Annotated in this window: 25 protein-coding genes; 8 read left to right on the forward strand and 17 right to left on the reverse strand. The window is 34.6% G+C overall.

Annotation, left to right across the window (positions count from 1 at the left end):
• Nucleotides 1–13: 13 nt before the first annotated feature.
• The 12 genes from AWM68_RS05985 to AWM68_RS06035 form a co-directional block, all read right to left on the reverse strand.
• Nucleotides 14–2,083 carry a VirB4 family type IV secretion system protein gene (locus AWM68_RS05985; protein WP_066238533.1) on the reverse strand — a complete coding sequence of 690 codons (2,070 nt, stop codon included), beginning with the start codon at nt 2,081–2,083 and terminating at the stop codon, nt 14–16.
• The gene (locus AWM68_RS05990; protein WP_066238535.1) at nt 2,052–2,939 is read right to left on the reverse strand and encodes a hypothetical protein; all 888 of its coding nucleotides are present in this window, start codon (nt 2,937–2,939) and stop codon (nt 2,052–2,054) included. Before AWM68_RS05990 ends, AWM68_RS05985 begins: the two co-directional genes overlap by 32 nt.
• Nucleotides 2,939–3,280, reverse strand: a complete 342-nt coding sequence (locus AWM68_RS05995) for a PrgI family mobile element protein (protein WP_066238539.1) — start codon at nt 3,278–3,280, stop codon at nt 2,939–2,941. Before AWM68_RS05995 ends, AWM68_RS05990 begins: the two co-directional genes overlap by 1 nt.
• 74 nt (nt 3,281–3,354) lie before the next feature.
• On the reverse strand, nt 3,355–3,726 hold the full coding sequence (locus AWM68_RS06000) for a pilin (protein ID WP_066238541.1): 372 nt from the start codon (nt 3,724–3,726) through the stop codon (nt 3,355–3,357).
• Between the two features lie 211 nt (nt 3,727–3,937).
• A complete protein-coding gene (locus tag AWM68_RS06005; protein WP_066238544.1) occupies nt 3,938–4,144 on the reverse strand; it encodes a hypothetical protein in 207 nt (68 codons plus the stop codon).
• Nucleotides 4,145–4,175: 31 nt separating this feature from the next.
• Complete coding sequence (locus AWM68_RS06010; protein ID WP_066238550.1) at nt 4,176–4,538, reverse strand: helix-turn-helix domain-containing protein; 363 nt, start codon at nt 4,536–4,538, stop codon at nt 4,176–4,178.
• Nucleotides 4,525–4,680: a hypothetical protein gene (locus AWM68_RS21300; protein WP_156488319.1), complete on the reverse strand. Its 156-nt coding sequence runs from the start codon at nt 4,678–4,680 to the stop codon at nt 4,525–4,527. The genes AWM68_RS06010 and AWM68_RS21300 overlap by 14 nt, the downstream gene beginning before the upstream one ends.
• A 488-nt stretch (nt 4,681–5,168) precedes the next feature.
• Nucleotides 5,169–5,351, reverse strand: a complete 183-nt coding sequence (locus AWM68_RS06015) for a DUF2187 family protein (protein ID WP_066238553.1) — start codon at nt 5,349–5,351, stop codon at nt 5,169–5,171.
• A gap of 111 nt (nt 5,352–5,462) precedes the next feature.
• Entirely contained in the window at nt 5,463–6,710 is a 1,248-nt protein-coding gene (locus AWM68_RS06020) for a DUF3854 domain-containing protein (RefSeq protein ID WP_197468134.1), read from the reverse strand.
• 49 nt (nt 6,711–6,759) lie between these two features.
• Nucleotides 6,760–7,053, reverse strand: a complete 294-nt coding sequence (locus AWM68_RS06025) for a DUF4258 domain-containing protein (RefSeq protein ID WP_066238559.1) — start codon at nt 7,051–7,053, stop codon at nt 6,760–6,762.
• A gap of 178 nt (nt 7,054–7,231) precedes the next feature.
• Nucleotides 7,232–8,650 carry a hypothetical protein gene (locus AWM68_RS06030; protein WP_066238562.1) on the reverse strand — a complete coding sequence of 473 codons (1,419 nt, stop codon included), beginning with the start codon at nt 8,648–8,650 and terminating at the stop codon, nt 7,232–7,234.
• The gene (locus tag AWM68_RS06035) at nt 8,622–8,867 is read right to left on the reverse strand and encodes a helix-turn-helix domain-containing protein (protein ID WP_066238565.1); all 246 of its coding nucleotides are present in this window, start codon (nt 8,865–8,867) and stop codon (nt 8,622–8,624) included. Before AWM68_RS06035 ends, AWM68_RS06030 begins: the two co-directional genes overlap by 29 nt.
• A gap of 431 nt (nt 8,868–9,298) precedes the next feature.
• Here AWM68_RS06035 and AWM68_RS20990 point away from each other — a divergent pair, with 431 nt between their 5' ends.
• From AWM68_RS20990 to AWM68_RS06070, 7 genes are all read left to right on the forward strand, one after another.
• Entirely contained in the window at nt 9,299–10,468 is a 1,170-nt protein-coding gene (locus tag AWM68_RS20990; protein ID WP_231868379.1) for a Rad52/Rad22 family DNA repair protein, read from the forward strand.
• Nucleotides 10,469–10,544: 76 nt separating this feature from the next.
• Nucleotides 10,545–11,681: a DNA polymerase III subunit beta gene (gene dnaN, locus AWM68_RS06045; RefSeq protein ID WP_231868380.1), complete on the forward strand. Its 1,137-nt coding sequence runs from the start codon at nt 10,545–10,547 to the stop codon at nt 11,679–11,681.
• Nucleotides 11,682–11,733: 52 nt separating this feature from the next.
• Nucleotides 11,734–12,066 carry a hypothetical protein gene (locus AWM68_RS06050; RefSeq protein ID WP_066238567.1) on the forward strand — a complete coding sequence of 111 codons (333 nt, stop codon included), beginning with the start codon at nt 11,734–11,736 and terminating at the stop codon, nt 12,064–12,066.
• 17 nt (nt 12,067–12,083) lie between these two features.
• On the forward strand, nt 12,084–12,608 hold the full coding sequence (locus tag AWM68_RS06055; RefSeq protein ID WP_066238570.1) for a hypothetical protein: 525 nt from the start codon (nt 12,084–12,086) through the stop codon (nt 12,606–12,608).
• Nucleotides 12,609–13,313, forward strand: coding sequence for a hypothetical protein (locus AWM68_RS06060; protein ID WP_066238573.1), 705 nt, complete (start codon nt 12,609–12,611; stop codon nt 13,311–13,313). It begins immediately after the preceding gene.
• A gap of 19 nt (nt 13,314–13,332) precedes the next feature.
• The gene (locus AWM68_RS06065; RefSeq protein ID WP_066238576.1) at nt 13,333–14,328 is read left to right on the forward strand and encodes a hypothetical protein; all 996 of its coding nucleotides are present in this window, start codon (nt 13,333–13,335) and stop codon (nt 14,326–14,328) included.
• A gap of 1 nt (nt 14,329) precedes the next feature.
• Nucleotides 14,330–15,190 carry a ThiF family adenylyltransferase gene (locus AWM68_RS06070; protein WP_066238579.1) on the forward strand — a complete coding sequence of 287 codons (861 nt, stop codon included), beginning with the start codon at nt 14,330–14,332 and terminating at the stop codon, nt 15,188–15,190.
• 35 nt (nt 15,191–15,225) lie between these two features.
• Here the strand turns inward: AWM68_RS06070 and AWM68_RS06075 are convergent, their stop codons facing one another.
• From AWM68_RS06075 to AWM68_RS06095, 5 genes are all read right to left on the reverse strand, one after another.
• Nucleotides 15,226–16,086, reverse strand: coding sequence for a hypothetical protein (locus AWM68_RS06075; protein ID WP_066238582.1), 861 nt, complete (start codon nt 16,084–16,086; stop codon nt 15,226–15,228).
• Nucleotides 16,087–16,100: 14 nt separating this feature from the next.
• On the reverse strand, nt 16,101–16,850 hold the full coding sequence (locus AWM68_RS06080) for a hypothetical protein (RefSeq protein WP_066238585.1): 750 nt from the start codon (nt 16,848–16,850) through the stop codon (nt 16,101–16,103).
• Complete coding sequence (locus tag AWM68_RS06085) at nt 16,847–17,428, reverse strand: hypothetical protein (protein WP_066238588.1); 582 nt, start codon at nt 17,426–17,428, stop codon at nt 16,847–16,849. The genes AWM68_RS06080 and AWM68_RS06085 overlap by 4 nt, the downstream gene beginning before the upstream one ends.
• A 135-nt stretch (nt 17,429–17,563) precedes the next feature.
• Nucleotides 17,564–18,424, reverse strand: a complete 861-nt coding sequence (locus AWM68_RS06090; protein ID WP_066238591.1) for a tyrosine-type recombinase/integrase — start codon at nt 18,422–18,424, stop codon at nt 17,564–17,566.
• A gap of 412 nt (nt 18,425–18,836) precedes the next feature.
• On the reverse strand, nt 18,837–19,571 hold the full coding sequence (locus AWM68_RS06095; protein ID WP_066238594.1) for a MerR family transcriptional regulator: 735 nt from the start codon (nt 19,569–19,571) through the stop codon (nt 18,837–18,839).
• 475 nt (nt 19,572–20,046) lie between these two features.
• Between AWM68_RS06095 and AWM68_RS06100 the strand changes: the two genes are divergently transcribed.
• A complete protein-coding gene (locus tag AWM68_RS06100; protein ID WP_066238597.1) occupies nt 20,047–21,252 on the forward strand; it encodes a ParM/StbA family protein in 1,206 nt (401 codons plus the stop codon).

The raw sequence follows: 21,252 nt of genomic DNA on the forward strand, positions 1-21,252 counted from the left end.
ACCTCCCTTTACTTTAGCTTTGCTGTTGCATTAAACGTTTCCGCTTCATTTTTTCTTCATATACAGCCTGGTTAGATTCAATGAAAACTAATTCTTCCTCAGTAGGATTGGTTTGTAACCATACTGAACTTTTACCTACCCGTAGTATCCCTTCCCCCTTGTCAGGATTTCCGAAAAGGATGTCAATTTCACCTGCACTAAGGTCAAAGTTTTCTTTTATAGCTTTTAAGTCAATCTTATTTTGCTTAAGGAAAAAGAAAGAGTTAGTGTTTTGAAGAATTCCACGAGCTTTATCGTTTAATACAAATCTTACGAAATCTTGAGACGCGATTCTTAGGCCGGCATTTCTTTTTCGTGCTCGACGAGCCATCTTCTCTAAGAAACTTACCGTTTGATCAGAATCTATTAAACTCCAAGCTTCATCACAGTAAACAAACTTCTTTTTATTAGCATTATCAAGGTTCTTAACAAAATGCTCCCATAAGTAGGTAAGGATTACGTGATAAGCGATAGGTCGTAAAAACCCTTCTTCCATTTGACTAATATTAAAGTTTACTAACCTTGCATCTTGTAAAGATTGAGTGACACCTTTACCTAAATGGGTTTGACCATCAAAAATAGGCTTTGAACCAGTTTTTAAGAATGGGCGGATTGCAGCAATTAAACGCATAGCCTTTGGTTCATTACCGTATTGTCCAATTAAGTATTCAAATACATCTGAAATTGTAGGTTCCGGCTTTCTAACCTTCGACTGAATTAACTGGTTATCAACTTTCACTACTTCATTACTAAATAATGAATCGGGATGTGATGTCAGCTGGAGTTTTTCAGTGAAGATATATTGTACGGCTTCTTCTAAATAGTTTCTTTCAAATACATCAAGCCCTCGGTCCTCACTATTTTTTCCGCGGCAAATAATATCAAAGAAATCTAAGCTATCATTCACTTTTTCTCTTAATGGGACAAAGCGAATGTATTTTTTTCCATATTTTTCAATGATTTCACGATCATCTGAATCTTCGAGATACTCCAATTCTTCATCGTCTTCATCAAGAGGAATATCAGTATAGTTAATTGCAAGTGGATTAATGCAAATATCCTCTTCCTCACTGATATTTAAATTAATTCCTCCTAAACGCTTTGTCACGCGCACAAATTCCGCTTCTGGGTCTATCAATCTTGCGAAGATATTGTTACCAGTTAACTCACGTGCAATAAATAGTTTAAGAGCAACCGATTTCCCGCTACCGGATGTTCCAACGATAAACATGTTATAGTTGTCAGGTCGGTAATCTTCGTTTCCGAAACTGTTAATGAATTCTAATTGGCCAGTAATTTTATTTTTACCTATTGGAACGCCACCCATATATCTTCCACTACCACTAATAAAAGGAGCAAAAGTAGATAATGCTCGACGATCCATGTTTCGATAAGCGTCTGCAATCTCAACTTTTCCAAAAGGCAGCACACTTCTAAAGCCTTTTTTGATTCTTCCCCAAGTACTAACAAGTGATATAAACTTGCTACTCATTTCATCCTCTATAGCTTCACTGTAACGATTTAATTCTTTTTCGCTTGAGGCATATAACATTCCAAGTGTTGCAACATTGAACATTGAGTTTTCCGAGAACTGTATCTCGCTCATGAGTTGGTCTGTGTCTCTAATTTTTGCTTGAAGATCATTAATCTGATCAATGTTTCCTCTCTTTGTTTGGAAGGAGAGGTTAGATTCAAGCATGGTAATTTGCCGTTGTAATAATCTTACGGCGTCTGCTTGTTGAACTTTATGAACATCAATGTAGACATCCATTTCTCCGCTTGAAGTTAGACTATACAACCAGTTGGTTTGCATTTTGCGAGGATACCCATCACGCGGGATAAACATAGGTCTAAAAAAGGTTTTTGAGCCGAGTGATTGTTTAATAATGCCATGATCTTCTGAATCGATTTTTACACCTTCAGGAGATATAATTTCAAACATTGAAGGCTTCGTGTCCATTTGGTAATTTGGTTCATTTGAAAAATCTGTTTGCTTTGCAGAATCCTTTTGGTTAGCTTGCTTTTTCTTCGTGTTTTTTATCATTTTCTTCAATGGCCTCCCTTACCGCTTCAATGCGATCATCTGTCTGATCAGCTGTAATATACATTGCGTTCTTTTCATACTCGACTAAATCTTTAAATCTTTGTTTAACCGCTTTTCGTCTATTAAAAGTGTGATAGAGCAAATCATAAATTCCTTCTGTTGGAAGTAGCGATACTTCGATTTCAGCTTTTCTAAGTTGCGACTTTGCAGCATTTAAACGTCTCATTAATTCAGAAAAGGCTTTTTCAATGATTTTTTCTTCCAATTCATCTTTGCTGTCACTCATGATTTCTGACGGATTAATTTTATGAGTAAATACTAAATATCGTTTTGTTTCGTATCGTGGTGATTCTGTTTGCCATCTAATAAGGTCATCTATCATTGCTTGTCCAAAACTTAAAGCTGCTTCATTCAAGTCTTCTGATTCCCTCATACTCTTCTTCATATTTGAGATTGGTTCTGAAATATCAATAAAGCGGTTTTGAAGGTAATATCCTACTGGATAGTTGATAGCGGCTGTCCAACTTTCACATACTGTATCAATGGCTTCTTGTTCGTCTTGACTCTTCAAGAAGTAATTTACCGGTTCTACTGCAGCTATCATGGTAAAAGAATTATCATTAAATCTGATCATATGGCTTGATATATCTTTTACATTGCTAAAAAGTTCTTCAAATAAATGAGGTTCTTGTTCCAGTTGTACTTCATGCTTCCTCTTTTTCTTTTTCTTTACGTTTGTAAATGATGTGTCTGATACCTTTTTCTCTTTCCAGGGCAAGATCGGTTCCTTCAGCATTAGTCTGAAAAAGACATACAATCCTATTCCGACAATCCCCATAATTAGAAGGTCTTTCATTACTTATTCACCATCCAATCTTTAGGTTTAGTGCCTTTTCTCCAAATTCCAATTTGATTTTTATATCCTATTTTTATAAGAAAATAGTGGTCGAAATTTAAATGCAGTTTTGATTTCTTAAGAAAAGCAAAAACAAAAACTGCTATCAAAACTGGAATTGCTGTTATAACACTTACGAATGCTCCAACCATGTAATTAGGAAATAGATTAAATACGATTGGCACATAGGCGTAGATTAGAGCACCGCCGACTATTATATAAATTAATTGCCTTACAGATATGAATCCTAAGATGGTTTTCTGTTCAGAAGACATATCAATAGGCACTGTTTCTTTTCTCATTAGAACACCTACTTTAAAAATGTACCCCTCTACCAAGACAGATTAGAGGGGTAAGCATTTTATGGATTTAATTTTTAAGAGCCGAATCCTGCAAACCAACCTGCAATTGTCGTAGCTTTTACAATGATGAAAATTCCTAAGCCAGCCATTAAGATTCCGATAAAACCTTGTGTACGAGCTTGAGGATTTCCACCTTGTGCTGCAGATAGTTTCATACCCGCAAAAAGCAAACATAAGATTACCCAGAAACCACCGATACCTGTTACGAAATATACGATGTTTTTAAGATCCGTATAAATCTTACTGTTCTTTAAATCCCCTTGAGGTGTAATGCCGGATTTTTTCCATGCAGCAGCAGCTTCTTCAGGAGACAATAATACAAAAGATAATGCAAAAATTGCTGAGAAAGCTACAAAACCCATTGCTTTTTTAAGACCTTTATTCACGCATTCACCCCCTTTAATAAGTAACAAAAAAGCCCCGAAGTAACTTAAAGTAAAACCACTCTTAAAGAGTCGTTTCCTAAGTTTCTTCGGGGCTGTCCCGTTAGTTATATTAATATGTTATGTATTTATAATAATAGAATAGGGGTACATGGTCAACAGTTTTATGTAAATATTTCTCAAAGGAAATATGTTTTTCCAATTATAATAATCCTTATGCTCTGGGTTTCATAGTATGAGCATTTTGAATGGTCTCCCACTGAGTCCGCGCATCTTCTTTAAGTTTTTTATTAGTTGTTGCATTTAATTCTTCTACTGTTAATTTGATGATTCTTGCTCCTTTAAAGTCCATGAAATGAAGGATAATTTCATTTGTTACCGCTTCCCTGATTTTATGCATGAAATGATAACGAACTTCCATAAAAACAACTTCCTTTCATCTTCAATTAGCACTATTTCTTCTTTTGAGCCTCTCTAAAGCTCTTTATTACATTAATGGCTAAATCTAGCTCAATTTCTGTAATTTCTTCCCCCCCTAGAGTGGGTTTATATTTAAGGATTTCATAAATTGAGCTTTTAGCAGATAAGGATGATGCTGATTGTCCCTCAGCTAAAAAACCTGCTATATTCATGAGTTTATTATAAGGAACATCCAACGGAACAGCGAGCTTTCTTAAGATGTCTGGTTGTGGATGACGCTCTCCTCGTTCTATTTGTGATATATACGCTTGTGATATTTGAGCTTTGCTTGCAAGCTTTCTCATGGTTAGTCCTTGTTTTATTCTTGTCTCTTTTATGAACTTACTTAAGTCCATCACGTTCCTCCTTAAGTTGTTTCCCGATTTGTTTTATTTCATCTAGGATCCTTTGTTTTCTCTTATTGTCATTACATTTTATATATTCCTCAAACAAACGACCAAACTCATTAATTAATTTCATATAAAAATCTTCTTTCATATTTCCCCTCTACTAATTACTTAGACAGAATTTTTTACCTGTAAATTACCATAACAACACAAAAAATAATAGCATATACCTAGTCCATAATTACAATTCTCTATAGATGTTCAACATTCCCTAGTTTCATTTTAATATATTGTGTAACATCTAGGAGGTATATTTATTAGTCTTAAAGAAGGTGATTTAAATTTTTTATACAAATAAAAACTTTGAAAAAGTAAAAAAGGGTTTACGTATCCCGGTAAGCTGGAGAACAGAATTCGGGTTTGAAGAAGGAATAGAATTAGGTATTAGTTATAAAGCAGGAATAATTGAAATCGATAAATCTGTCAGAAATTTTTCTCAAAGGGTTAGCGCAAGAGGTTATATAACTATCCCTATAACTTTAAGGAATTTACTTCAAGATGATATTTACGGTATTTACGTAGACCAGGATGAAAGAAAGATCGTTTTAATTCCAAATAAAAAAGACTCTAAATAGAGCCTTATAATAAAAAAGTCTTTTTAATATCCGCTTTTCTTATAACTTGTTTTGGGTCTTCGAAATAGTCCCTATAATCTTTCATTAAAGATAAGTCAGCAACCACTGTATTATTATAAACAGCAACTACTTCACCTTTTAAGCCTCCAAAAGTCTCAATAATTTCTCCAGCTGTAACTTTTATCATTTAAACGATCATTCCTTTTTATTCGATTCTTTCTTTTAATGTTATCGGTGACACCTTTAAATCATTTAAAAATATTAGTTAATAAAAAGAGCTCACCTTTTGGTAAGCTCTTTAAAACATTTTCTTGATGTGAGGAATTTTAGAATTTAAAAAAACGTCATCTATACCTTTTCCGTCTTTCTCAGACCAAAGTATAAGGTTTCCTCTAAAGCCTTGCTGCTTTAATTCCTTTGCACATTCCATCAAGTGACTCTTTACATGACGATTCGATACTGCATCGGCATCAAAACATAGATTAACTTGTTCTACTCCCATTTCTTTCATAATAGGAATCGCTAATCTCCATGCTCCAACACCCGGAAGCGCTAAAAAGGTTTCCCCTATTTCTTCAATTTCTAATGGATCATATAGTTTCTCGATACAATCAGCTGCTATGTCGCATTTTAAAGGACCTTCAGAAAGCCAAACCGTTTTTGCTTTGTGAACAGTACCCGGTTTCCAATCTTTTAGTTTAGAAGTAGGTACCGAGATATGAATAGGAGCAGGATCACCAGAGCCTGTTCCTTCGGGTTTATTTGCTGAACTTAACCAATAATAACGATTACCTTTAGCTAAACGTACCCACCCCATGATATCTTCCTCATGCTTGATAGTAACAAACTCTTTGGTTAATTCCATTCGTTCTTCAAAAATTATTTCCCCATCGTATGTGACTTGAACTAAATTTGGCTGTTCTTTCACTCTAGCCTTTAATCCTTGCTTACGCACTTTCACATCGACGACATTCAAGGGCTTATCAATGCGATATTGAAAACCGACAACTTGATTGTAATGGTTTCTAAAAGGAATCAATATTCCGTTTGCGCCAGCGATAGTCCAATACTTATTATCTTTTAGATAAAAGCCGGGTATGCCAGTAAAACCATCACAATCTAATTCTTCTTTCATCATTCTTGTAACTTCCCAGGGTTTCTCGGGGAAACTCCGATACTCTCTAATAGCTACTTGCTGATCAGAAAGTTGTCTTTCGTCAGATGTTAAATGTTGATAGTGTTCTTCATTCAGCTCCAAACAATCCAAAAAGACTCCATAAGCTTCATTTAGATTGTGAGCATTTTGTTTTTGATTACATTCATATTCCGGTACTTCCGTTTCATCAATCTTTTGTTTTTTGTCTCCTGTAAGTTTGTGCAGATAACTTGGCAATGCGGAGTTTTTAGAAAAGCTTTTATCGCTTTCAATTCGTATACATACGACAGCGTTTCCGTCTTTATGAATCATACATGCGCCAGTGCTTCCACAAATAATACAAGGAGTACGATAATATTCATACCACCCTTTTAGTTTTGTTTTTCTCATAAGATTCATTTGCATTTGATAAAAGCCACCCTTCTCCAACTTAATTTAGTTATACAGATTCTCTAAAACGATGGTGATCAATCGGAGGCATTACAGTAACTACCTTAAACAATAGTTGTGATTGTTTGGCGATAATAACGACAATAGGATTAGAGTCCTTATCTCGGCCAGCTATAGCTACTTTATAAGCACCTTGCCTTTCAACGATTTCACCATTAAAGATTGCTGCAACAATATCACCCTTCGAGTAACCGCGTTTTATTAAACGTTGTTTAGTATGCGTACCGATTATGATTTTTCCTTTTCCCGTCATTAACACTTTTTTAATTTCCTTCATATTCATTTGATTTTCACCTCCACTAGACAAAATAAAAAACGACCAATGGGATAATAGAATAAGAGCAACGCAAAAATACTCTTGTCCTAAAAGCCCAAAGGCCGTTCGTTTAATTAAAACCCGCTTATCATAAACAGATAGCTTAAAAATAAAAACAAAAATTTGATTACTGTTATGATAGCACTTACTGTAATAACCGGGCAAGAAGTCTTTTCAATTTTTGCCAAATGTTAAGTTTATACCTTTCTACATATTCAGAACCTAGTAAATGTTCAGCTATTATGTCGAGCTTCGGTTCCCATGCTTCTCTTACCTTCCGCTTGTCAAACATCGGGAATTTCTCATAGTTGTTTTTGCTTACCGCTTTACTCATTTCAGGAAGAGCAGTCATAAACTCTATATCCATATCGTCAGTAAAAGATTGCGAAACTTTTTTTACACGACTATGAGGAAATTCTCTATAGTAGATTAGTTTTGCAGTTACATTATGTTTTTTAAGAATGCTCGATATATAGTTCTTCCAATCTAAGTGCTGGTGAAAGGAATCATCAATGAGTATCCATAATTCATTTAGATGATGTAAACTGTCTAATGTTAGTTCATTCATTTCTCCAGTGGGGATATCAACTAGGACAATATCATGGGTATTCGTAATATTGAAGTAATCCTTTGTCACTTCCTCTGTCCATTCCATTTTTGAATCGTTTTCGCCTAGCGGTAGCCATCTGATTCTCCTATAAACCCAATTCGTTGATTCCACTGGAATCGTATTTGTTTTACTAAATTCCCTAAATGAATGCCAATCAGGAGGTAAAGAATCATAACGTGTCAAAACGCTTTTTAAAATTTGCTGATTATTTGGATATTCCATAACAGCTATTTTTAATTCCTTAAACTTCTTTAAATAGATTGCGAAATTTAAAACAAAAGTAGAAACCCCTATGGTTTTTGGAGACCATATACCGATTGTTTTTCTGTTATATAAGTTATTTTCTTTATAGAAGTGTTTTATTTTATCAGCATTCTCAGGAAGGTAATCTGAAGTATTTTTCTTAGTTGCATCAGGTGTTTTATCACCCTGTTTATTATCCTTTTTAGGGAATATATCAATCGTTTGAGGTTTACTGGTGTTTGCATCTTCTGATTCTGGATTATCGTTAGTCTTAACAGTTTTTTCTTCTGAATTTATGGCAGCTGCAGTGTCCGGTTTATTTTGTTTTCTTTCAGCCTTTGTAGTGAGATTTTCTGAATTTACTTTAAGAATAGGATTCTCAAGTTTCATAGTTAGTATATGTGTTCGTATCTCATCAATAGTTTCACAGAGAGTGATATGTTCCTTTTTAGTTTCAAGTTTTTTGCTAGGATCAAAGACAATTACTTTACCTGAATCATAAGATTGTAACCAATCATCATCGATAAAATCTGCTTCAGTAATTATAGTTTCGAAGGAGTGAAGTCTGATTGTTTCTTGCACTTCGCTTCTTTCTATGGTCTTGTTTATATCAATTGATATTAGTTCTGTATCGGGGCCGGTTAAATTTTTCTGAAACCCTTCAAAACTTTCTTTATCAATTTTAGAAACCGCTAAGTATATCTTTGCCATATAACTCCTTCTCCCGCTTTAAGAATTCATTGATCTTTGCTTTTATATGTGGGCTAAAAGGAAGTTCTTCCCTTTCCATTTGCCCGATATAACTCACACTAATTCCTAATTCTTTTGCAAACTGAAATTGATTTAAGTTCAACCTTTTCCTAAGAATAATCAACCGTTCCGCATCATTACCTAACTTAATTTCATTAAAAGATGTCACCGTAAACATGAATATCCCCTTTCTGAATATAAACAAAAAGCCGCCAAACTCCCCCATAAAGGGGTTTTTTAGCGGCGGTCGCTTTAGTTAAATTAAACTGTAGGTTGATTATAGCATATTAATAGATTTGAATTAAAGTCCTTTAATGGTAAATAATTACGATTATTAAAGAATAAAATTGTCACTTGTTGATTTTAAATGTTGTTTAATTATGGATATACTTGTATAATTTAACCATAAATCTTTTCTTTTTAATTTTTTGGCAATCCTATTGGATTAGCGGATACTAACAAACACGTAACCTTTGAGGTTAGATGGATGAATTATAAACATTTTATGTTTATTTTTCTGTACCTATCAAACTCTCAAAGGTTTTTTTGTGTTTATTTTCAAAAAAGTTGAAGAGGTGGAGATTTAAAAAACTTTAAGGGGCTGTTGTCATGTTAAAAAAGGATTGTAGCATGGAAGAAGTCACAAAACGATTAGAAGCACCATTCTCTGCAAATGACATTGAGTGGCGTGTAAGTCGTTCTGGAAATTCAAACGGGAAGAATTGGGCGATGGTTTTAGCTTATGTGACAAATCGCGCTATTCAAAATCGTTTGGATGAAGTGTTCGGTCCAGCTGGGTGGAAAAACGACTACAAAGAATTCATGGGAGGTATCCTCTGTACTATTTCCTGTTATGTTGATGGAGAATGGGTTAGTAAATCAGATGGAGCCGAGCTTACAGCGATTGAATCTCTAAAAGGTGGACTATCAAGTGCCATGAAACGTTGTGGTTCACAATGGAAAATTGGCAGGTATTTGTACAACCTTACAGAGACTTACGTTGAAATATTCCCAAACAAACAACCAGGATCTTTGTATATGCAAGATAAGAAAAATAATGTAAAAGGATATTGGTTTCCGCCAAAGTTACCGGATTGGGCGTTGCCGCTAAATGAACAAGGAAAGAATAATAACTCTTCTAATCAAAAGCAGCAACAACAACGTTCTAACGAGAATAATCAGCAGAACAACCAAAATCATGGTAACAATCAAAATCAGCAAAACAACCAAAATCGCGGAAACAATCAAAATCAACAAAGAGGAAATCTAAACAACCAGCAGCGTTCTAACGGTTACAACAACCAACAGAACAATCAAAACCGTTCTAATGGCAATAACCCACAGAACAATCAAAATCAACAAAAAGGAAGTCAAAATCAGCAAGATAGATTTAACCGTAATGGCGCAGTCAGTACGATTAAAACCTTTTTAAATGATATTGGTTTAATGAAGAATCCAGGATGGGTGATGCCTTTGTTCAAAAGGATTAATCCTAATATCCAACAAATAACGGTTTCAGAGGTATTTGAAAAGGCATCACAACAAGAGCTACAGAAGATCTACAATGTCCTTCGTCCAGTTGCCGACTTAAAGTTAATGGCCGACACCTACAAAGTTAGGATTGAAGATGTTTTGCAATATGTTCAAATCATCTGCCCTACTACAAAGATTACTGATTTAATCTCTTGTATTGGATTAGTAAAGATTGAATATGTTAAAGCATCTGCTGACATGATCAAGAGCGATATTAACAATGGCAGCTTAAAACAAACAGCTTAATATAGCGGGATTGAAACACAAAGGAGTATTTTCTCTTTTGTGTTTTTTTATTAAAAACTATAAGGGGGAAAAAATCATGTTGCACTTTAAAATCAATAGTCAAGTATTAGCAGATTCTTTAAAAAAGATAGAAAAGGTGGTTAATCCAAAACACACCATTCCTATTCTGCAAGGAATCAGCATGGAGGTAACACAGGAAGAAATCATTCTAATTGGTTCAGATAGCACAGAGTCATTCCGCTATCATATTCCAGTGGATGGAGAAAGCGTTGAGGTATTTGAATGTGGTAAGGCAGTTCTTCCTAAACAGGTTTGCGAAATAGCGAAAAAGCTTAAGACCCAACTTGAACTGAAATTGGAGAATTTTAATCTATCCATTAAGTACGGGAAGAAATCTGAATTCACTTTAAATACTTTCGACTATGAAGAGTATCCAAAACTGCCAAAGTTTAATATTGATAAACCTTCTCTTACTTTTAAGGGAGCGGATTTTGGTGTTCTTATTAAACGAACAGCGTATGCTGCTTCTGATTCAGAAACCCGCCCGATACTAACAGGTGTGAATATGAGCTTAGAAAGTGATTGTATGACGCTTGTAGCTACTGATTCTCACCGTTTAGGTCAAATCAAATCTACTAAGATAACTACCGAAGAACCGATGTCATTAGTAATTCCGGCTAAAGCCCTTGATAAGCTGGCTAAAACATTCGACTTGCAAGAGGATATTAGTGTTTATTGTGAATCGAATAACCAGGTGGTATTTAGGAGTGGACAACTATTCTTTTATACAAGAGTGCTGGAAGGAAATTACCCTGACACTACCCGCTTAATGCCTAACAGTTTCAAATCGGAAATGAAGATTGGCCGGAAGGAACTGCTGGATAGTTTAGATCGCATAAGCGGTTTGGCAAGCGGAGCGGATAATGGTAAAGGTGGCGTGGTTAAGCTTTTTGTAAATGGAGCTGCAACAATATCTACTCACCAATCACAAATCGGTAAGGGTCAAGAAGTGGTGGAATATGAAGAATTGAATGGTGAAGATAATTTCACTATCTCATTCTCAGCAAAATATCTCATTGACGCTTTAAAAGCGGTTGAGAGTGATTATATTTTGTTCAAATATCAAGGTGATAATAGACCTTTTATCATAACTCCTACAGATTCGGAGTACGATGAAACGCAACTTATATTACCAGTAAGAACTTTGACTTAATAAAAAGATGGGAGGTACTTCTACTCCCCTCTTTTTTATTGGAGGTAAAACCATGAAGATAGATTTTCAAAAGCTATCTAACAAATTAAAAGAGAGAGAACAATCTAAATTAGCAGATGAAAGCGGAATGGCGAATGTCATTTATTACATTTGGAATCACCACTCCATAAAGAATATAGATTTTAATTCTTTTAGTTTAGAAGATGCCAAACTCGCTTTTGAGGAATTTTACTTTATTCCTACGTTTGAGGAAGAACCAACAACCGCAGAACTAGAAGAACTAAAGAGTAACAAGTGGAGTATTCTCACTAATACCGAGAATATGATATACGCACTTGTGAAATCAGATAAAAAAATCTATTTAAATGATGATGATTTCATTTAAAAAAGGGGTTTTTAGTAATGGATCTAGTCATGGATTCAGAAACAAAATTAAATTATGACTATTCGATCTCTAATTTTATCATGCTGAAGGTTTTTCATGATGCTGGAGTAACCATAACTGGTTTATCCCAATTTATGATGGATGTTAATTACAACTACTCCGCTAATGCAGATATATTCTTTGAAGGAATAAGAGGAATATTCGTTAATGCTGAGAGACTTTCGCTTTATGATGATGAAGATGATTCGGAATTTAAAGAAATGACTGAAGCGTTAGATATGAGTAGTGATTACGCATATAAAATGTCAGATTGGCGATTAGCAAAGGTTTTCGGTTCTTCGCTGAAAGAGGAATTTATAAAGGAAGCAGAAACTGCTACTAACTATCTGGCAGAGCATTGTGAATTCGATATTAAAGTGGATCTTCACTATGGGATCGTGGTGTTTTTGGAATGGGAAGGTATGATGCACGAAATAGCAGAAGCAGTCGTGACGATTCATGACCTACTCGACCAATATATTAATAGATTAGAGGGGAATTAAATGGATTTTATCATTCGTTTAACGGATAGAATCAGTGACTTTAATGGTTGTGTCGAAATGATTCAGTTAACGGACAGATTCGATAAAAAGGACACTAAGCTGGAAGAAATGCTAATTGTTGAGAATCGCTTAGTTGAGGGTTCATTTAAAATGAGCGTTCAAGAACTTTTTGCAACGATACAAGATGCTACTGTAGGTGACGACCATATCCCTACCCCGCTTTTACCAACAAATTGTTTAAAACACGTTTGGGTTAATCGAGTTGGAAATGTGCATCGTGTGTATGTTGAGGTTCCCAAGAAACGATGGGATATAACCTACCATAACCAGGCATTTAAAGATGTAGGATTTCCTAGAATGATATTTAGGTACATGATAAAAAATCAAAGCGTTGAACTAGAAACGATTGTGGCGGTTAAGGATCAAGTATTAATAAAAGAGGATACTCCTATTTTCCATTTTCCTTTTTCACATGTTAGTACAGAAGGATATGTATGTATGGGCGGGAATAAGTTTCCTGATGTTAAAGCCATACAACAACTCGGGACTTTTCATACCGTTTTTTTATCATCACCTTTTCAGGATGATTACGGTGCGAAAACGACGACAGGAAAGCAAATAAGGGAAATCTTCACTTCGCTTAAAGGTAATGATTTTAACGATGAGTGGTTATTAAAAAAAAATAAAACGTTCAATGAACTTTAAAAAACGGGAGGAAAATAAAATGAGCTTAAATCAAACAGATATTTTTTCAATGTTTAACATCGAGGATGAGGTTGAAACGAAAAAAATTGAAGCGGCAAAGGCAGCGGAAGAAGCAAAAGCAAAACAGATCGAGAGAATAAACGCAATGAAAGGCAATGCTGAAAATAATGGTAAAACAGGCATGAAGCCGTCAGTAACCGAAAAGAAAGACCCCTTCAAGGTAACTGTTAGCACGATTATCCGTTATGCAGGAGAAGAAAGACCTGTTACTAGCTACTTCTCTATTGAACAATTGGAGAATGGATTAGCAACAAAGAAAAAGGATTCAGATGAAGTTGAGTACAAGCCGATTTCAGAAAATGATCTTCGTAAGAAATTAGAAGAAGATTATCCAGAGCTTGTCGCTAATTTCACTTCCCTGGTGTATATCGAGAAAAAGGATATTGTTGTTCCTGTTCTTCAAGCGAAGAAAAAAGGAAATAATGATTGTACGGAGGAATCCCCTATTATTTTAGGGGATTCTTTTTATACACCATCTCCAAAAAAGAAAATCCCTTTTCAATTATTAGCTGAATTCCTAGTGATTGCGAAAGACTTTGCAAAAACATTCGGAACAGAAGTCCATGCTGATTTTTATCTTGATTTAGATACAGATGAGTTCTTCATGGATATTCCAAAGCAGCGGGTTAATCCAGTATTAGTCGAAATTACGGAAACCCCATTGGAATCAGCACTTAAATTTATTGAAAAGCGGTATGTCAAAGTTATGGAGATCCATTCTCACCATTATATGTCTGCAACTCCTTCATCCATTGATGATGCCAATGAGCGGTCACAAATCTTATATGCAATCGTGGGTAGACTTGATCGATTGTTCCCGGAGATAACTTTGAGAACTTTTGATCTAGCTACACAGCGGCATATCCCTCTTAATCCATCTTTAGTATTTGAAGAACAGGATTATCAAAACGATGTTCGATATATTTACGATACTTCTGTAGTGGAGGTTGCGTGAAATGGAGAAGATTAGTATTGATTTTTCAGAGGGAAGAAAAAAGAAAATCTTTGCTCATGTAGTCATTGTTGGTGCTGGAGGAACAGGAGGACTTGTCATTCAACAGGTAAGTCAACTGTTCAATGTTTTTGATGTTTATGGTCGAATGGTTCTTGCTGATTATGACCATTTTGAAGAGAAGAACAAAGCCAACCAGTTATGCTTGGATAAGGACATTGGTAAGAATAAAGCTGATGTTCTAGCACAAAGGTACAGGGCAGCTTACCAAGTCGATATTTCAACATTCTCGTCAAGCTATATAGAAGATGTTGATACTTTAGATAATTTATTTAATACGGCTTATGAAGGTTGCCATAATTATTACACAACATATTTACCAATATTAATCTCTTGTGTTGATAACAACTTTTCTCGACAAGTTTTTCATCAATTTTTCGAGCGGGAGCATAACCTATTATACTTAGATGTTGGAAACGAATCTGTAGTGGTCCCAAGTGACTATAGACAACGTGCAAAATCTGAATGGACTACCGAAGAATTGATAAATTACAATCGCTCAGGGTACACAGGACAGTTGGTTTGTGGTTTAAAGCTGAACGGAAATGTTATCACAGAACCGATAGCGTCTGTTTTTCCAGACATTTTAGAGGATAAGGATGAAATCAAGCCTTCTGAATTATCGTGTCAAGATCTGGCCGCTTCGGACCCACAGCGTCTGATAACCAATAGGTATTCAGCTATGGCTGTAAACACTATCTTAAATGAGATTTTTGAGACCGGTTGTTTATCAACTCATAAGATTTTCTATCATTCTAAAAAAGCCTATATGAGAAGTGAGCAAATCACACAAAAAGAGGACTAAGCTCAATTTTGAGCTAGTCCTCTTTTTATACCCAATTATCCAATATCATAAAACTCTTCTACTGAAGCTGCTGATATAACCAGTTGTCCTCTATTCAATTCGTTAAGAGTCATTATTCTAACAGCGATTGAATCAATAATGCTTTGCTGATTCATAGCAGAAAGGCTACTCTTAACATTGACACTTACATAATACTTTGTACTTTGATCTTCAGTAAATACTTTCATTACAGTAGTTACCGCTACTCTGTCATAGCCATTATATTTGGTTTCAATAACGTCCCAAACTTCACCTGCTTCACTTAGTATGCTACAAGACAGGTAGTTTTGAGGATTGATAAAGGAAATATCGTCAATCGTTCCAACAATACCTCTATGCTGTGGTTGATAGGTTTGAAAACCTCTCTTCTGTCCTTCATCTACAAATGCCCATTTAGCCCCCATACAAGCCGAATTGAGCGATATGTCCATCAAGGTAGGGTAAATGTCTTCATACTCTCTTACAAGCCAACTGGTAAGCGCTTTTAAAGGCTCATGTGTGATTACATTCTCTAACCCGCTTTCTCCAGTTGCTGATTTAAGTAAATCAGGTAATTGTTGTGCGATCATACCTTCTGATTGTTGAAGCCAAGCATCGGTAATAGGAGAATCTTCGACATTAAGGATTTCTAAAGCGATAAAATACCCATTAAATACTTGTGACTTAACACACTGAAACAAATCTTTTTCCGCTTTCTCTTGATCGTGCTCTTTTACAATACGGAAAAGCTTATCTTTATAATACTCATAATGTGTTGCTACTTCTCTGTTGAATTCTTCGTTATTTTGAAGATGAGCTTTTAACTTCTTATCCGTATAATCAAATAGGTTAGTTTCAGTGGCGGTTATAGTTGTCATTTCTTCACTCCTATTTATTCGTTATTTGATGTTTCTTCTGTTGTTTCTGTAGCGGAATCTGGTTCAGTATTTACCTCGGAGTTTGCCTGGGTTTCCTCTGCTGCAACTTCCCCTTCTTCAAAAGGTGGCGAGGGACTGTCCTCAACAAATTTCCACGCGCCATCTTCTTTGGCAATAGTTGATATGAAATACTCTTCACCGTTTGTAGTGATTACTTTTCTGTAAAAGTGACCTTCTTTTTTCAAACGGCCTAACATTATTTCTGTAAGTACATAACTTTCGCCCTGGATATTTTTACTTTTGTATAAACCTTGCAAGGAGCCGAGAATCGTAATGGCATCTTCTTTTGAAGGTAATTCTTGTACAGTGGATCTACTGCCGTACTTTGTTAAGAATTCATAATACTGTTCAGGTGAAATTTGCTGAGTGTAGAATTTATAAAGAACATCTGCTACATATATCGAAAAGTCGCCACTATTTTCATAAGAGTTTTTCGCTTTTACGTCCCCTACTGGAGTAATTATTTTACCAGTATCTAAATCACTTTCGTTAATCACTTCATCTAGCGGCTTAGCGAGTTTTTCATATGTCTCATTTTCCTTATCCTTCTTTTCTGCCTTTTTTTCAGCGCTTGCCTTTTTTGCTTGTTCTTTTTCCTTTTGCTTTTCTTCAATTTTCTCTTGAAAAGCTGTATTGAAACAACCAGTCATAAGTAAAGAGGTTGTAAGGAGTGACAAGATGAGTATTTTACGATGTAATTTCATACAGCACCTTCCATCATGCTTTTCTTCTCTTTATCGGTTAGATAGTTGAGGAGCTCAACACTATGTATAGCGGAAATGTCGTTCACTGAATTTAAAACGAAAGTTGGAATATCCGTTATTTTAATGCTATTAGGGCTGGGTATTACAGGAACTTGTAAATGGTGCTCTACACAGTATGAAATAGCCTTAATATGCTCTCTATCTACATTGGTAGGTATGGAGATTGTTTCTAGTTTTCTATCTCCGAATAAATTTATACTGATAATGATTGATTGTAAGTTTATTAACTTAGGATCTAATATCATGCTGAATATTTTCCGGTTATCTTTGTACCACTGTTCTTTTAAGGTATTTAAGGTATTGTGTGAATGGATGGAAAACTGTCCTTTATCGGGTTCAATCGTAACGTGATCTTTTAGTTTCTTATTTTTGATAATGTCAATTAAATATAAAGTTTTCTTTCTGTCTAAAGGTACCTTTAATACAGGACCAGAAGAATAATTGTCAAACTCTCCTTCTCCAATAAGCGCTGCTATAGCTAATTCTTTTAAGCCGTTCGTAACTTTTTTATCTTCCACATTATTCAAACCTCCTTGTAGACGCAAAAAAACCCAAGAATAAACATATCTACCTACAAAGATATGTTTACACCTGGGTCATTCCCACTCGTCATATTTATATGCTTCAAATTATACACTCACCATATTTTTCCTTCAAGAACTTTTTTGAATGAGCTTACCTTCCAGTAACAATTTTAAATAACTGGAAGCAGAACTTTCTTCTATACCGAGCTCTTGAGCGATTTCTTGTATGGGAACCTTTTTTTCATAGAGATTAAATGCATATGCTCTTCTCATGGATACTAAAGTGAGAGGTTGTTTAACCAAATCCTTATAATCCTCGGAGATTGCCCTTAAATGATTAAGTATGGACATAACTTCAACTGGTCCAAGTGTTTCTGAACCATGCGGTTTTGTTGTAAATACATAATCAGTTTCAGTTAACGCGATACTGTTATAATAACCTAAAAATGTAGCTGCTCCACTACCTTCTAGTGTTAGTATTCTGTTATTAAGTTGAATTATGGCAGTGTTTTCATAAATGTTATCTGTAACATCACCTTTTTTAAATCTAAAATCAGATGTTTTTAACCCTTTTGAAGCAAGGATAAATACTGCTTTCCTTAATTCAGAATAACCAGGATTATCTAATACTTTTTCAAGTAATAATTCGATAGTTTCATAAGGTACTTCAATAGATGGCTTATCTTTTACTTTCCATCTTTTAATTTTAACAGCTGGATCAACAGGAACTTTATCTCTTTCCCAAAAGTAATGAAACATCGTTTTTATTATAGCCAATTCTTTATTGATTGTTGAAACGCTCTTTTCATTTTCTGATTGATGTTTTAAATAGCCTTTTATATCACTAGAAGAAATTTGAAACGGTTCCTTATTATCTGGATAAAAAGACTTGATGTAGGCAAAAAATTGGGTAACTACTCTTTCATAACTCCTTATTGTTTCTGAGCTATATCCCTTTTCTTCTATGTGTTTAATAAATCCATAAGGCATTGTGTTTCAACTCCTTCTTAAAACTATTTTTATTCTTATTTTTCTACTTATTTAATTTATTTTCCTTTATTAATTACGTACGTGGCAATTATATGGTTCATAAAAATGTACATCCGAGTTGTGGCACAACAAAAACAAATGAAAGTTATGAAGGGTACATCTGTACCCTAATAGATTATAGTTCAAACCAATAAAAAAAGCCCCTTTTAAGGGACTTTTGTGATTAATTTGCAATTGTGATCCCGATGGCAGCAATTAATGCCAGAACGGATAAAGTAACTACAGCATTATTTAACATTGAAACTGTCTTCTCTTTCATTAACAGGAACATTTGCTCCACCTCAATCTCTTAAATTATTTATTTAATACTATATACCATATTTCCATAATTTTCAAACACTTTTTTAAAGAGTTATAGATCGTACTGTTTTTTAATTTCACTTTCAAAATGTTCGTCAATATAATCTCTAATGAAATCTTCTCTTTTTTGAGTATCTTCTTCTGTTCTAAACAGCCCTACTCTCTTAGTTTTTTCGTCAGCAGGTTTTTGGTTCCACTTTTCTAGGGCTAACTTTTTCAATTTAGTCTCTACTCTTTTGGTGGTCAATGTTTGTTCTAACCTTTCCCTTCTCTCTTGTTCAGGACTCTTGTTTTCTCTTAGAATTTGTTTAAGGTTAGAAATCTCTTTACTTACTTGTTTAAATTGTTCATTTACTGTATCGCCATCTGTTAGTAGTTTCGTAGAATTCTCCAGCTGCTGGAATCTATTTTCAAATATCATCAGCAAATTTTCTACTAGCTTTTTATTCGATTCCTCAATTTGTTCAAGTGTAACTTGTGTCCCCTTCTCGTGGATTGTCGGATAATTATTAGGTTGTTGAGTACGGACACTACTCTTGAAAGTTGAAAATATCTTTCTAATAGCTTGAAATTGTAAACCCTCTCCTTTTAATTCATCTATCTTATTGAAGTTTTGTATATCCTCTTCTGTATAATATCTGTTTTGATTTGTATCTCTGTTAATTACTAATACATCTTGCATTTCTTTTTCCCAGTTTCTAATGGTGTTTGTTGATACTCCTACACGTTCGGCTACTTCTTTGATCGTATAGATTACTTCAGTAGAATTAAAATTTTCTAATTCCATGATTCCACCCTCTCTTTGGGTTGAAAGTAACTTGCAACCCCTATTAAATATAAATTATAGACCCCTCCAACGAGTTCTTCAATCTATTACTTTTATTTTTTCATTTCCTTATCAATATACTTTCAATCTCTTAAACATACACTTTCAGCATAAGTTATAATAACACCTTCATAACCTTGCAAAATTAATTTCAATAAACTGCAATCAAAAATTAGCACCTTGAAGTCTAACTTGCAATACTCTGAAATCGCCCTTTCAGAGGGGTTGCAAGTTACTTTCATGCTGATTATAAATACCAATGGTATACCTTTCATATACCTTTGGTTAATAAAATGTATATGAAAGGTTAATAAATTTATGAATTAATTTCATTTACTTGGTATACCTTTGGTTGGTAAATGGTGGACAACTTTCCAGCTTTACGTTATCATGATTACTAGATTATTAATCTTTAAACTTTAAGGGAGGAACTAACATGTATTTAAAAGTTGGAAATGATAACGGAAATTCTGAACAGGCTATAATTATAAATGGAGATTTATATCGGCAGCCAAATGTAAATGCATTTGTTCAAAGTGTTCCTAGTTCAGATGATACTACGGTTGAAGCATTGATCCCAAACATCATGAACAATTTAGTAGTGAGCATTGAGTCTCCATCTACAAGAATTAGAAGTGGTACATATTATGTTGGTAAATTTGCCTTAGAAAGCGGGAAAACACTTTCCAAATTTACTGTTGGTATTGATAAAAAACATAATTCTGATTTACCTATTATTAATACCTTAGGAAACATTGCAGGATACGCAGTTCTAAAGAGTTTTGAAAAAAACAACACTATTCCAACCGAATTAAAAGTTAAAGTAGACATGACTACAGCACTTCCCATTAATGACTGGAATCCTGAAGCATCAAAAATCTTTATTGATCGCTTTAAAAAGGGGAATCATAGAGTATCTGTACATGTAGGCAACATCTCAATACCTGTTACAGTAACTTTTGAAGATGTATATGTAATGCCTGAAGGGACACCAGCTGTGTTCGCAATGCAAAAAAACTTTAAAGTTGCCGAAAATGCTTGGCGTAAGGATAAAATTTTTGATGATTTTAACAAACTTTACGACGAGAAAATCGATGGTTCCTATTTCAGTGATTTAAAAGTAGCTCACGTTGACATTGGGGATGGAACAACTGACTTTGCGATTACAGAAGGACTTAGATTTTTACCAACTTTTAAATTAGGGAAAAATGTAGGGGTAGGACACGCGATTACTGAAGCTATTCCACTTTTCGAGGACGCTACCAACTTATCCAATATTGAACGTCAAGAGTATTCTAAATATCTTAAGGATAAGAAACATAAGTACTATAGCGATGCTCAAAGGTTTTTCTTCGAAGGAAAGGTTAATCAATCATCGGAAATCGTTTCTTACTTGCAGCAACAATTAAACAAGATTAGAAATGAAGTTGATTTAATCCTTGTTTATGGTGGCGGTAGTATTGCAATGAGAGATGCCTTAGAGGAAAGAATTGCAACTGTAGCAGAGGATGCTCGTACTAAATTATTTTATGTCCCTTCAGATTACGCAGTTACTTTAAATGCCGAGGGAATGTATCTTTTCGTTACAAGTAAGATCTTTGATAAATACAAGAAACAGCAAAAAGAAAAAGTAACAAACTAA

Source organism: Fictibacillus phosphorivorans, assembly GCF_001619875.1.
Lineage (GTDB): Bacteria > Bacillota > Bacilli > Bacillales > Fictibacillaceae > Fictibacillus > Fictibacillus phosphorivorans_B.

Coding starts and splice junctions, on each gene's coding strand:
- AWM68_RS06065 (WP_066238576.1), top strand. CDS start 13,333: ATGAGCTTAAATCAAACAGATATTTTTTCAATGTTTAACATCGAGGAT.
- AWM68_RS06060 (WP_066238573.1), top strand. CDS start 12,609: ATGGATTTTATCATTCGTTTAACGGATAGAATCAGTGACTTTAATGGT.
- AWM68_RS06035 (WP_066238565.1), bottom strand. CDS start 8,867: ATGTTTACGGTGACATCTTTTAATGAAATTAAGTTAGGTAATGATGCG.
- AWM68_RS06075 (WP_066238582.1), bottom strand. CDS start 16,086: ATGACAACTATAACCGCCACTGAAACTAACCTATTTGATTATACGGAT.
- AWM68_RS20990 (WP_231868379.1), top strand. CDS start 9,299: ATGTTAAAAAAGGATTGTAGCATGGAAGAAGTCACAAAACGATTAGAA.
- AWM68_RS06100 (WP_066238597.1), top strand. CDS start 20,047: ATGTATTTAAAAGTTGGAAATGATAACGGAAATTCTGAACAGGCTATA.
- AWM68_RS06080 (WP_066238585.1), bottom strand. CDS start 16,850: ATGAAATTACATCGTAAAATACTCATCTTGTCACTCCTTACAACCTCT.
- AWM68_RS05985 (WP_066238533.1), bottom strand. CDS start 2,083: ATGATAAAAAACACGAAGAAAAAGCAAGCTAACCAAAAGGATTCTGCA.
- AWM68_RS06095 (WP_066238594.1), bottom strand. CDS start 19,571: ATGGAATTAGAAAATTTTAATTCTACTGAAGTAATCTATACGATCAAA.
- AWM68_RS06050 (WP_066238567.1), top strand. CDS start 11,734: ATGAAGATAGATTTTCAAAAGCTATCTAACAAATTAAAAGAGAGAGAA.
- AWM68_RS06055 (WP_066238570.1), top strand. CDS start 12,084: ATGGATCTAGTCATGGATTCAGAAACAAAATTAAATTATGACTATTCG.
- AWM68_RS06030 (WP_066238562.1), bottom strand. CDS start 8,650: ATGGCAAAGATATACTTAGCGGTTTCTAAAATTGATAAAGAAAGTTTT.
- AWM68_RS06020 (WP_197468134.1), bottom strand. CDS start 6,710: ATGAGAAAAACAAAACTAAAAGGGTGGTATGAATATTATCGTACTCCT.
- AWM68_RS06010 (WP_066238550.1), bottom strand. CDS start 4,538: ATGGACTTAAGTAAGTTCATAAAAGAGACAAGAATAAAACAAGGACTA.
- AWM68_RS06025 (WP_066238559.1), bottom strand. CDS start 7,053: ATGAATATGAAGGAAATTAAAAAAGTGTTAATGACGGGAAAAGGAAAA.
- AWM68_RS06070 (WP_066238579.1), top strand. CDS start 14,330: ATGGAGAAGATTAGTATTGATTTTTCAGAGGGAAGAAAAAAGAAAATC.
- AWM68_RS06015 (WP_066238553.1), bottom strand. CDS start 5,351: ATGATAAAAGTTACAGCTGGAGAAATTATTGAGACTTTTGGAGGCTTA.
- AWM68_RS05995 (WP_066238539.1), bottom strand. CDS start 3,280: ATGAGAAAAGAAACAGTGCCTATTGATATGTCTTCTGAACAGAAAACC.
- AWM68_RS06090 (WP_066238591.1), bottom strand. CDS start 18,424: ATGCCTTATGGATTTATTAAACACATAGAAGAAAAGGGATATAGCTCA.
- AWM68_RS06005 (WP_066238544.1), bottom strand. CDS start 4,144: ATGGAAGTTCGTTATCATTTCATGCATAAAATCAGGGAAGCGGTAACA.
- AWM68_RS21300 (WP_156488319.1), bottom strand. CDS start 4,680: ATGAAAGAAGATTTTTATATGAAATTAATTAATGAGTTTGGTCGTTTG.
- dnaN (WP_231868380.1), top strand. CDS start 10,545: ATGTTGCACTTTAAAATCAATAGTCAAGTATTAGCAGATTCTTTAAAA.
- AWM68_RS05990 (WP_066238535.1), bottom strand. CDS start 2,939: ATGAAAGACCTTCTAATTATGGGGATTGTCGGAATAGGATTGTATGTC.